The organism is Bergeriella denitrificans NBRC 102155 (assembly GCF_001592185.1).
GTDB classification, from domain to species: Bacteria; Pseudomonadota; Gammaproteobacteria; order Burkholderiales; family Neisseriaceae; genus Neisseria; species Neisseria denitrificans.
Window position 1 is genome coordinate 1 of record NZ_BCWL01000041.1, and the last position, 12,406, is coordinate 12,406.

General features: G+C 53.3%; 8 protein-coding genes and 1 tRNA gene. All 9 read right to left on the reverse strand.

All coding sequences use genetic code 11. The annotated features are described in order from the left end of the window. Nucleotides 1-259 precede the first annotated feature (259 nt). Nucleotides 260-4,438 carry a DNA-directed RNA polymerase subunit beta' gene (gene rpoC, locus BDE01S_RS04040; RefSeq protein ID WP_066077698.1) on the reverse strand — a complete coding sequence of 1,393 codons (4,179 nt, stop codon included), beginning with the start codon at nt 4,436-4,438 and terminating at the stop codon, nt 260-262. A gap of 189 nt (nt 4,439-4,627) precedes the next feature. Next, nucleotides 4,628-8,809 (reverse strand): DNA-directed RNA polymerase subunit beta, encoded by a 4,182-nt coding sequence (rpoB, locus tag BDE01S_RS04045; protein ID WP_066077701.1) that lies wholly within the window; start codon nt 8,807-8,809, stop codon nt 4,628-4,630. A 190-nt stretch (nt 8,810-8,999) separates the two neighbouring features. After that, nucleotides 9,000-9,371, reverse strand: coding sequence for a 50S ribosomal protein L7/L12 (rplL, locus tag BDE01S_RS04050; RefSeq protein ID WP_066077703.1), 372 nt, complete (start codon nt 9,369-9,371; stop codon nt 9,000-9,002). 58 nt (nt 9,372-9,429) lie between these two features. Beyond that, nucleotides 9,430-9,930 carry a 50S ribosomal protein L10 gene (gene rplJ / locus BDE01S_RS04055; protein ID WP_066077705.1) on the reverse strand — a complete coding sequence of 167 codons (501 nt, stop codon included), beginning with the start codon at nt 9,928-9,930 and terminating at the stop codon, nt 9,430-9,432. 228 nt (nt 9,931-10,158) lie between these two features. Next, on the reverse strand, nt 10,159-10,854 hold the full coding sequence (rplA, locus tag BDE01S_RS04060) for a 50S ribosomal protein L1 (protein WP_066077707.1): 696 nt from the start codon (nt 10,852-10,854) through the stop codon (nt 10,159-10,161). Beyond that, nucleotides 10,854-11,285 (reverse strand): 50S ribosomal protein L11, encoded by a 432-nt coding sequence (gene rplK / locus BDE01S_RS04065; protein ID WP_066077709.1) that lies wholly within the window; start codon nt 11,283-11,285, stop codon nt 10,854-10,856. Before rplK ends, rplA begins: the two co-directional genes overlap by 1 nt. A 114-nt stretch (nt 11,286-11,399) precedes the next feature. Continuing rightward, nucleotides 11,400-11,933, reverse strand: a complete 534-nt coding sequence (nusG, locus tag BDE01S_RS04070; RefSeq protein WP_066077712.1) for a transcription termination/antitermination protein NusG — start codon at nt 11,931-11,933, stop codon at nt 11,400-11,402. 2 nt (nt 11,934-11,935) lie between these two features. Further along, nucleotides 11,936-12,208 carry a preprotein translocase subunit SecE gene (secE, locus tag BDE01S_RS04075; protein WP_066077715.1) on the reverse strand — a complete coding sequence of 91 codons (273 nt, stop codon included), beginning with the start codon at nt 12,206-12,208 and terminating at the stop codon, nt 11,936-11,938. Nucleotides 12,209-12,323: 115 nt separating this feature from the next. After that, a tRNA-Trp gene (locus BDE01S_RS04080) sits at nt 12,324-12,399 on the reverse strand. Nucleotides 12,400-12,406 lie beyond the last annotated feature (7 nt).

Here is a 12,406-nt window from a genome sequence, read left to right on the forward strand (position 1 = left end):
GCGGCTCGCCGCTTTGTATCAGAATTTACTCTCCGACTATATATCAATAATCCGCCCTATGCTCCTGCGCCATCAACACAGTATCGGAATGATTTGATACCGCTTTATTCAAAAGGCCGTCTGAATTTCAGACGGCCTTTTGCGATGTTGGCTTTGGCAGGGGCGGCACTGTATCAAGCAAAGCCGTCTGAATATTCAGACGGCCTCAAATAAAAAACCGCCGCATTCTTTTCAGAATGCGGCGGTTTTGCCTGGCAGATTACTCTGCTGATTCTTCAGTCTGCTCGGTGGCTTCGGCCTCAACCGGCTGCCATTGCTGGCGGCGGCTGCGGTGGTAGGTCAGGCCGGTACCGGCGGGAATCAGGCGGCCGACGATGACGTTTTCTTTCAGGCCGCGCAATTCGTCCTGTTTGCCCATAATCGCGGCTTCGGTCAGCACGCGGGTGGTTTCTTGGAACGATGCGGCTGAGATGAAGCTGTCGGTCGAAAGTGATGCTTTGGTGATACCCAACAAGACGTTTTCGAAACGGGCAGGTTCTTTGCCTTCGGCAATGGCTTTTTCGTTTTCTACCATCACATCACCGCGCTCGACCTGTTCGCCGGTGATGAACGGGGTATCGCCGGAGTCGGCAATGTTTACGCGGCGCAGCATTTGGCGGATGATGACTTCGATGTGCTTGTCGGAAATCTTCACACCTTGCAGGCGGTAAACTTCTTGCACTTCTTGGACGATATAGCGTGCCAAGGCTTCGATACCTTGTAGACGGAGGATGTCGTGCGGATCGACGGCACCGTCCACGATGGTTTCGCCGCGGTTTACGACTTGGCCGTCGTGTACCAGAATCTGTTTCTCTTTGGAAATCAGGGTCTCGTATGCTACGCCGTCCACATCGGTGATAATCAGGCGCTGCTTGCCTTTGGTTTCTTTGCCGAAGGATACGGTACCGGTGATTTCGGCCAGCATGCCGGCGTCTTTCGGGATACGGGCTTCAAACAATTCAGCCACGCGCGGCAGACCGCCGGTAATGTCGCGTGTTTTGGACGATGCTTGCGGAATACGCGCCAATACGTCGCCTTTGCCGATTTCTTGTCCTTCGCGTACGGTAATTACGGCGCCTACGGGGAAGGCCATAGATACCGGTGTCGAGGTGCCGGGAATGCAGATTTCCAGGCCGTTTTCATCCAGCAGCTTCACGGTCGGACGCAGCAGTTTGGAGGCTGAGGCCGAGCGGCGTTTGCCGTCGATGACCACCAATGTGGACAAGCCGGTAACGTCGTCGGTTTGCTTGGCTACGGTAACACCCTCTTCCACGTTTTCGAATTTCACCAAACCGGCATGCTCGGTAATCATCGGACGGGTGTGCGGATCCCAGGTTGCCAATGTTTGGCCGGCTTTGATGGCTGCGCCGTCTTGTACCAGCAAAATCGCGCCGTAAGGTACTTTGTGGCGTTCGCGCTCGCGGCCGATGTCGTCGTGAATGACGACTTCGCAAGAGCGGCCAATCACCACTAATTCGCCTTTGTTGTTGGCGACATAGCGCATTTGGCTGCTGAAGCGCGCCGTACCGTTGGATTTGGCTTCTACTTGGCTGGCTGCTGCTGCACGGGAGGCCGCACCACCGATGTGGAAGGTACGCATGGTCAGCTGGGTACCCGGTTCACCGATAGACTGGGCGGCAATCACGCCGACTGCTTCACCGGCATTGACCAGTTTGCCGCGCGCCAAGTCGCGTCCGTAACAGTGGGCACACAAGCCGTGGCGGGTTTTACAGGTAATCGGGGTGCGGACTTTTACTTCGTCGACACCGGATTGGTCAATCAGGTCAACCAGTTGCTCAGTCAGCAGCGTACCGGCTTCCACCAGTGTGCCGCCGCTGGACGGGTCAACGACGTCGGCTGCGGTGACACGGCCCAAGATACGGTCACGCAATGCTTCAATCACGTCGCCGCCTTGTACGACTGCTTTCATGACAAAGCCGTCTGAAGTGCCGCAATCGTCCTCTACTACGACCAAGTCTTGGGTTACGTCCACCAAACGGCGGGTCAGATAACCGGAGTTTGCTGTTTTCAACGCAGTATCCGCCAGACCTTTACGCGCACCGTGGGTCGCAATAAAGTATTGCAATACGGTCAGGCCTTCACGGAAGTTGGAGGTAATCGGGGTTTCGATAATCGAACCGTCCGGTTTCGCCATCAAGCCGCGCATACCGGAAAGCTGTTTGATCTGCGCTGCCGAACCACGGGCACCGGAGTCGGCCATCATGTAGATGGAGTTGAACGACTCTTGATCGACTTCGTTGCCTTCGCGGTCGATGACTTTTTGTTTCGACAGGTTGTCCATCATCGCTTTGGCGATTTTATCGCCGGCGCGGCCCCAGATATCCACGACTTTGTTGTAGCGTTCGCCGTTGGTCACCAAACCTTGGCGGTATTGGTCTTCGATTTCCTTCACTTCGGCGTTGGCTTCGGCCAGCAAGGCGGCTTTCTCTTTCGGAATTTCCATGTCGTCCACGGCAATCGAGATACCGCCTTTGGCTGCGAAACCGAAACCGGTGTACATCAAGTGGTCAGCAAAAATAACGGTATCGCGCAGACCGCACAAGCGGAACGAAGCGTTAATCAACTTGGAAATTTCTTTTTTCTTCAAGGCCTTGTTGATGTATTCAAACGGCAGGCCTTTCGGCAGGATTTCGCTCAGCAGGGCGCGGCCGACAGTGGTTTCGTAACGCTTGGTCACCGGCTCGAGTTCGCCCGCTTCGTTCTTTTCCCACTCGCGCAGACGCACGGTAATTTTCGTACCCAGCTCCACTTGTTTGGTGTGGTAGGCACGGTGTACTTCTTTCACGTCGGCAAACAGGCTGCCTTCGCCTTTGGCGTTGATGCGGTCGCGGGTCATGTAGTACAGACCCAATACGATATCTTGCGAAGGTACGATAATCGGTTCGCCGTTGGCCGGAGACAAGACGTTGTTGGAAGCCAACATCAAAGTGCGCGCTTCCATCTGCGCTTCCAGGCTCAGCGGTACGTGAACGGCCATTTGGTCACCGTCGAAGTCGGCGTTGAATGCGGCACACACCAACGGATGCAGCTGAATCGCTTTGCCTTCAATCAGAATCGGCTCAAACGCTTGGATACCCAAACGGTGCAGGGTCGGCGCACGGTTGAGCATAATCGGATGTTCGCGGATGACTTCTTCCAAGATGTCCCATACTTCCGGTACTTCTTGCTCCACCAGTTTTTTCGCGGCTTTAACGGTAGAAGCCAGGCCTTGTTTTTCCAACTTGTGGAAAATAAACGGTTTGAAAAGCTCCAAGGCCATTTTTTTCGGCAGACCGCATTGGTGCAGACGCAGGTAAGGGCCTACGGTAATCACGGAACGGCCGGAGTAGTCCACGCGCTTACCCAACAGGTTTTGACGGAAGCGGCCGCCTTTACCTTTAATCATATCGGCCAATGATTTCAGCGGACGTTTATTCGCGCCGGTCATGGCTTTACCGCGGCGGCCGTTGTCCAGCAGCGAATCAACGGCTTCTTGCAGCATGCGTTTTTCATTGCGCACGATGATGTCGGGCGCGCTCAGTTCCAGCAGGCGTTTCAAACGGTTGTTACGGTTGATGACGCGGCGGTACAGGTCGTTCAGGTCGGAAGTCGCGAAGCGGCCGCCGTCCAGCGGTACCAGCGGGCGCAAATCCGGCGGCAGCACCGGCAATACGTCCATAATCATCCATTCCAGCTTCATGCCAGAACGGTGGAAGGCTTCCAATACTTTCAAGCGCTTGGCGATTTTTTTGATTTTGGTATCCGAACCGGTGGATTCCAATTCTTGACGTAGGATGTCGATTTCGCCGGCCACGTCCAAAGTACGCAGCAGCTCGCGGATGCCTTCGGCACCCATTTTGGCGTCGAAATCGTCGCCGTATTCGTCAAGTTTGTTGTAGTAGTCGTCTTCGGTCAGCAGCTGGCGGCGTTGCAGCGGGGTCATGCCCGGGTCGGTCACAACGAATGCTTCGAAGTACAGCACGCGCTCGATGTCGCGCAGGGTCATGTCCAATACCATACCCAGGCGGGACGGCAGGGATTTCAAAAACCAGATATGTGCAACCGGCGCGGCCAGCTCGATGTGGCCCATGCGCTCGCGGCGCACTTTGGACAAAGTCACTTCCACGCCGCATTTTTCACAGGTCACGCCTTTGAATTTCAGGCGTTTATATTTGCCGCACAAACATTCGTAGTCTTTTACCGGGCCGAAAATTTTGGCGCAGAACAAGCCGTCACGCTCCGGCTTGAAGGTGCGGTAGTTGATGGTTTCGGGCTTTTTCACTTCGCCGTAAGACCATGAGCGGATGGTCTCAGGAGAGGCAATGCCGATTTTGATGGCGTCAAACTCTTCTTCCATGCTGGCGGTTTGCAGCGGATTGAACAAATTTGCCAAATTCATGTTTGCTCCTTAAAGGAAATATTTATCTTGGGATAATCAAAGCGGATGCGCTTTTTCAGACGGCTTTTGCCGCCGCGGCGGGTCAGAAATCCTTATCGTTTTATTGTTCCGCGCCCTGCCGGCTTTCGTTTCGCTGTTTTCAGACGGCCTGGGCCGCAGCCTGCCGTCTGAAAACCGGCGAAAGAAAGCTTAGTAGCGTTCCAAGTCGATATCCAAGCCCAGCGAACGGATTTCTTTCACCAACACGTTGAAAGACTCCGGCATGCCGGCATCGATTTTGTGCTCGCCTTTGACGATGTTTTCGTACATTTTGGTACGGCCGTTGACGTCGTCCGACTTCACGGTCAGCATCTCTTGCAGCGTGTAGGCGGCGCCGTAGGCTTCCAGCGCCCAAACCTCCATCTCACCGAAGCGCTGGCCGCCGAACTGGGCTTTACCGCCCAACGGTTGCTGCGTTACCAGAGAGTACGGACCGGTCGAGCGGGCGTGCATTTTCTCGTCTACCAAGTGGTGCAGCTTCAGGTAGTGCATCACGCCGACGGTGACTTTGCGGTCGAAAGCTTCGCCTGAGCGGCCGTCGTACAGGGTGATTTGGGTTTTGCTGTCGTTGAAGCCCAGTTTTTCCACTTCCGGATCGTCGCTCGGGTAAGCCAGATTCAGCATATCGCGGATTTCCGACTCTTTCGCGCCGTCGAATACCGGAGAAGCGAAAGACGCGCCCTTACGCAGGTTGGAAGCCAACTCGATGATTTCGTCGTCGCTCAGGCTGTTCAGGTCTTCCTGCTTACCGCTGTTGTTGTAGAGTTTGTCCAGGAAAGCGCGGATTTCGCCGACTTTTCGCTGCTCTTTCAGCATGCGGTCGATGCGTTCGCCGATACCTTTTGCCGCCCAGCCCAGGTGCACTTCGAGAATCTGACCGATGTTCATACGCGACGGTACGCCCAACGGGTTCAATACGATGTCCACCGGACGACCGTCGGCCATGTACGGCATGTCTTCCACCGGCAGGATGCGCGATACCACACCTTTGTTACCGTGGCGGCCGGCCATTTTGTCACCGGCTTGCAGGCGGCGTTTGATGGCGATGAATACTTTCACCATTTTTTGTACGCCCGGCTGCAGCTCGTCGCCCTGGGTCAGCTTTTTCTTCTTGATTTCATACAACTCGTCCGCTTCTTCGCGTTTTTGCTGCAGGCTCAATTTAATCAGCTCCAGCTGTTTGGCCAGATCTTCATCGGCCAGGCGGATGTCGAACCAATCGTGCTTGCTGGCGGTCGAATGCAGGTATTCGGCTGTGATTTTGCTGCCTTTGGCCAGCTTCATCGGGCCGCCGTTGGCAATAGCGCCGACAATCATGCGCTCGATACGGTCGAAGGCGTCGTTGTCGAAAATACGCAACTGGTCGCTCAGGTCTTGGCGGTAGCGTTTCAGCTCGGAGTCGATAATCGACTGCGCGCGTTTGTCGCGTTGGATGCCTTCGCGGGTAAACACTTGTACGTCGATGACGGTACCGCTCATGCCGGTCGGCATACGCAGCGAGGTGTCTTTCACGTCGGAGGCTTTTTCGCCGAAGATGGCGCGCAGCAGTTTTTCTTCCGGTGTCAGCTGGGTTTCGCCTTTAGGCGTTACTTTGCCGACCAATACGTCGCCGGCTTCCACTTCCGCACCGATGTACACGATGCCGGACTCGTCCAGACGGTTTTGCATACGCTCGGACAGGTTCGGAATATCGCGGGTAATGTCTTCCGCGCCCAACTTGGTATCGCGGGCAACTACGTTCAATTCTTCGATGTGAATAGAAGTATAGCGGTCGTCCGCAGCCACTTTTTCCGAAATCAGAATCGAGTCTTCGTAGTTGTAACCGTTCCACGGCATGAAGGCGATGGTCATGTTTTGACCCAGTGCCAGTTCACCCAAATCGGTTGACGCGCCGTCGGCAATCAAGTCGCCGCGTTGCAATACGTCACCGGCTTTAACGGCCGGACGTTGGTTGATGTTGGTCGATTGGTTGGAGCGGGTAAATTTCACCAGGTTGTAGATATCCACACCCACTTCGCCGGCAGTCGCTTCATCATCGTGTACGCGAACCACCACACGGTTGGCATCGACATATTCCACCACGCCGCCGCGACGGGCCACAATCGCGGTGGCAGAGTCAACGGCTACGGAGCGTTCGATACCGGTGCCGACCATCGGTTTTTCGGCACGCAGGCACGGCACGGCCTGACGTTGCATGTTGGCACCCATCAATGCGCGGTTGGCGTCATCGTGTTCCAGGAACGGAATCAGGGACGCCGCGACGGATACCACTTGGCCGGTGGCTACGTCCATGTATTGAACGCGGTCGGGCGTGGCCATAATGGTTTCGCCTTTTTCGCGACAGGTTACCAGTTCGCCGGTCAAGCGGCCTTCGGCATCCAATTCGGCATTGGCCTGGGCGATGACGTAACGGCCTTCTTCGATAGCGGACAGATAATCAATCTGGTCGGTTACTTGGCCGTCCACCACGCGGCGGTACGGTGTTTCCAAGAAGCCGTAATCATTGGTACGCGCATAAACGGACAATGAGTTAATCAAACCGATGTTCGGACCTTCAGGTGTTTCAATCGGACATACGCGGCCGTAGTGGGTCGGGTGTACGTCGCGCACCTCGAAGCCTGCGCGTTCGCGGGTCAAACCGCCCGGGCCCAAGGCCGATACGCGGCGCTTGTGAGTCACTTCCGACAGCGGGTTGGTTTGGTCCATAAATTGGCTCAGCTGGCTGGAGCCGAAGAATTCTTTAATCGCAGCGGAAACCGGTTTCGCATTAATCAAATCATGCGGCATCAGGTTTTCGGATTCGGCTTGGTTCAAGCGCTCTTTAACGGCACGCTCGACACGCGACAAGCCGCTGCGGAATTGGTTTTCGGTCAATTCACCAACGGAGCGCACGCGGCGGTTACCCAAGTGGTCGATGTCGTCCACTTCGCCGTGGCCGTTACGCAGTTCGACCAAAGTGGCAATCGAAGCCACGATGTCTTCGATGCTCAATACATAGCCGCCCTTGTCGGCCGCGCCGGCAAAGGTTTCGTTCAGCAAACGACCGTACCAAGAGCCTTGCTGCGCTTCACTCAGCTTCTGCTCGTAAGTGCGGGTGTTGAATTTCATACGGCCTACGCGCGACAGATCGTAGCTGTCTTCACTAAAGAACAGGCGGTTGAACAGCAGCTCTACGGCTTCTTCCGTAGGCGGCTCGCCCGGGCGCATCATGCGGTAAATGGCGATACGCGCCGCTTGCTGGTCGGCAGTTTCATCGGTACGCAGCGTATTGGAGATATAGCCGCCCTGATCCAGCTCGTTGATGTACAGCGTGGTGATTTGGGCAACGCCGTGAATATCCAGCTTGGCCAGCAGCTCTTCGGTAATCTCGTCGTTGGCAACGGCCAATACTTCGCCGGTATCCGGCACAACCAAGTCTGCCGCCAATACTTTACCCAGCAGGCTGTCGGCTTCAACATCCAAACGGGTCAGACCGGCATTGGTGATGTCGCGCACATTTTTCGCGGTAATGCGTTTGCCTTTGGCCACCAAGACATTGCCGTCTTTATCGACGATGTCGGTTTTGGCCGTTTCACCTTTCAGACGGCTCGCCACCAAATCGGTTTGCACACCATCTTTCGACAAGTAGAACGTCTCTTTGTCGTAGAAGGTATCGAGAATCTGCTCGTTGTTGTAACCCAAGGCACGCAGCAGGATGGTGACCGGCATTTTACGGCGGCGGTCGATACGGAAGTACAACAGGTCTTTCGGATCAAACTCGAAATCCAGCCAAGAGCCGCGGTAAGGAATGATGCGTGCGGAGAACAGCAGCTTGCCGGAAGAATGGGTTTTACCCTTATCGTGCTCGAAGAACACGCCCGGAGAACGGTGCAGCTGGGACACAATCACACGCTCGGTACCGTTGATGACGAACGAACCGCTCGGTGTCATCAGCGGAATTTCGCCCATATACACTTCGTTTTCGCGGATTTCTTTGACCACATTGGGCTTGGAAGCCTCTTTGTCGAAGATTTTCAGACGAATACGCGCACGCAGCGGCGCGGCGTAAGTAATGCCGCGCAGTTGACACTCGGGGATGTCGAAAAGCGGCTCGCCCAAAGTGTAGTGTACGAATTCCAATTGGGCATAGCCGTTGTGGCTGACAATCGGGAAGATGGAATTGAAGGCGGCTTGCAGGCCGTCGTCCGTGCGTTGGTCGAACGCATTTTCCAGTTGCAGAAACTTCGAGTAGGAATCAATTTGAGTTGCCAGCAAAAACGGAACGTCCAGTACGTTTTCCCGCTTGGCAAAGCTCTTACGGATACGTTTTTTCTCGGTAAACGAATAGCTCATATACACTCCGAAGGGCGATTTTGAATGAAAGATGCCGTCTGAAAACGACAACAATACGGATTATTTGCATTTATTTACACATTATCAAAGCTAAACATGTAAATAAATGCAAATAACAGCGAACAGCTTAGGAATAAAGCAAAATAAGGCTGACAGAAAACTGTCAGCCTCTACAGGAAGAATCAAATGATTATTTGATTTCGACTTTAGCGCCGGCTTCTTCCAGTTGTTTTTGGATGTCTTCAGCTTCAGCTTTAGACACGCCTTCTTTCAGAGTCTTAGGCGCGCCGTCAACGATGTCTTTAGCTTCTTTCAGGCCCAGACCGGTGATTGCACGAACCACTTTGATCACGCCTACTTTTTGCTCACCGGCAGAAGCCAGAACAACGTCGAATTCAGTTTTTTCTTCAGCAGCGGCAGCACCGGCACCGGCAGGACCGGCAACAGCAACGGCAGCAGCAGAAACGCCGAATTTTTCTTCAAAAGCTTTAACCAGCTCGTTCAGTTCCATTACAGTCAGTTGCTCAACTGCGCTCAAGATGTCTTCTTTAGTAATAGCCATGCTATTTAAACTCCAAATATTGTATTAAAAAATAATGTTCAAACGACAAAATCGGGGATTAAGCGGCTTCTTCGCCGGCTTTTTTCTCTGCCAAAGCAGCCAGACCGCGTGCGAAGCCTGAAACAGGCGCCTGCATAACGAACAGCAGTTTGGACAACAGCTCTTCGCGGCTCGGGATGGAAGCCAGCTCGCCTACTTGAGCGGCATTCATCACTTCACCGTTGTAAGAACCGGCTTTCAGAACGATTTTGTCATCTTTTTTCGCGAATTGATGCAGCACTTTTGCAGCAGCAACAGCATCTTCAGAAGCAGCGTAAACCAGCGGACCCACCATGTGGTCTGCCAAGCCTGCGAATGAAGTACCTTCTACTGCGCGACGAGCCAGAGTGTTTTTCAGAACGCGCAGATATACGCCTTCTTTACGTGCATTCGCACGCAGCTCGGTCATGCTGGCAACACTGATACCGCGATATTCGGCAACCACCAGAGTTTGCGCGTTGGCAATCGCTGCGCTAATCTCTTCGACGGCTACTTTCTTGGTTTCAATATTGAGACTCAAGGTCTACCTCCCACTGTTTATCAACAGAATACACCGAACGGTATATTCCACCAGCGCGGTAACCTAAAAAGACATCTTACAAAAATGTAATTTGTTTCAGGACTACCGTCTGCGTAGGGCAGTTACGATTAAATCTTGCGATCCCTACGGTCTTGGACATCTACTTAACATTCTTAAGTAGCCCAATTTCAGACGGCCCGACCTTCATCAGGCCGTCTGAAAATTCTATCAGTTGCTTACGCTTGAAGTGTCAACGCGTACGCCCAGACCCATGGTGCTGGAAACCGCAACTTTACGCAAGTATTGGCCTTTGGCAGCAGCAGGCTTGGCTTTCACAACCGCATCCAGCAAAGCATCGAAGTTTGCCTTCAAATCGGCTTCTGCGAAAGAAGCGCGGCCAATGGTAGCGTGAATGATACCGGCTTTGTCGGTACGGTATTGTACTTGACCGGCTTTAGCGTTTTTAACGGCTTCGGCAACATTCGGCGTTACAGTACCGACTTTAGGGTTCGGCATCAAACCGCGCGGGCCCAAAATGGTACCCAGCTGACCCACGATACGCATTGCATCAGGAGAAGCAATCACAACGTCGAAGTTCAGGTTGCCGCCTTTGATTTCGGCAGCCAAATCTTCAAAGCCGACTACATCCGCACCGGCTTCTTTAGCCGCATCGGCATTCGCGCCTTGTGCGAATACAGCTACGCGGGTTGTTTTACCGGTACCTTTAGGCAGCACCACAGAACCGCGGATAACTTGGTCGGATTTACGGGGATCTACGCCCAGATTGAAAGAAACGTCAACTGACTCGTCAAATTTGGCAGTTGCCGCTTTTTTTACCAAAGCGATGGCTTCATCGATGGCGTACAGTTTGTTGGCTTCAACAGAAGAGCGCAAAGCTTTCAAGCGTTTAGATACTTTAGCCATTATACACCCTCCACATCCAAGCCCATCGAACGGGCGGAACCCGCGATGGTGCGCACGCGCGCATCCAAGTCTGCGCCTGTCAAATCAGGCTCTTTAGTTGTTGCAATCTCTTCCAGTTGAGCGCGGGTCAGTTTACCCACTTTGTTGGTCAACGGATTAGAGCTGCCTTTTTGCAAACCGGCGGCTTTTTTCAGCAAGATGGAAGCCGGAGGGGTTTTCATCACAAAAGTGAATGATTTGTCTGCGAATGCAGTAATCACCACAGGAATCGGCAAGCCCGGCTCCATGCCTTGGGTTGCAGCATTAAATGCTTTACAGAATTCCATGATGTTCAAACCGCGTTGACCCAGAGCGGGACCAACCGGAGGAGACGGATTGGCTTTACCTGCAGGAATTTGCAGCTTGATATAGCCGATAATTTTCTTTGCCACTGAAGGACTCCTAAATAAACGGGTATAACGCGGGACTATCCCGCTCCCCAAACAGAACTTGGCATTATAAAAGCGCTAGATTTTTTTTTCAAGCACTTCAAGCCATTAATGTGCTTAAATTTTTTCGACCTGGCCGAATTCCAGCTCAACCGGCGTTTCCCGACCGAAAATCTGCACGGAAACGCGCAGCTTGTTGCGCTCGTAGTTGACTTCGTCCACCACACCGTTGAAATCGGCAAACGGACCTTCGTTCACACGAACCTGCTGACCGACTTCGAATTCCACTTTCGGCTTCGGTTTTTCCAGACCGCTGCTCATCTGACGCAGAATCGCATCCGCTTCGCGCTGGGAAATCGGCAGCGGGCGGTTGGCCGTACCGCCGATAAAGCCTGATACGCGGGGCGTACTCTTCACCAAATGCCAAGAGTCGTCGGTCATTTCCATTTCGACCAACACATATCCCGGATAAAACTTACGCTCGCTGATGGTTTTGCGGCCGTTTTTGATATCCACCACTTCCTCGACCGGTACCAGGATTTGGCCGAAATACGCTTCCATTTCCTCGCGGGCGATACGCTCTTTTAATGTTTTCTGAACATTTTTTTCAAAGCCGGAATAAGCCTGTACAACATACCAACGTTTTGACATTTTTATCCCCTCTTCAACAATACGTCAAAAAATAACCATGAAATCACACTGTCCACACCATAAATAAAGGCAGACAATATCGTCACGAAAATCACCACAAAAACAGTCATCTTAACGGCATCTTCGCGCGTAGGCCAAACGACCTTTTTAAACTCAGTCCAAGAATTACGGAAGTAAGCAAACAACCCTTCACGCTGGGGCGGGGTAGAACCTCCGCCGCTCGGCACAAGCTGGCCTTGCTTTTCCGCCTTGTCTTCAGAGATGCGCTCTGTCATCGTACTCTCGCTTGCCGCGCCCTTATCCGCAGATAAAGGCAGGCGGCCAAAATAAATTAATCCAAACAACAAATACAAAAAAATTAACCGGCACAAGGCCGGTTAATTTTTTATTTGGCAGGCCAAGAGGGTCTCGAACCCCCAACCCTCGGTTTTGGAGACCGATACTCTACCAATTGAGCTATTGGCCTCTAAAAC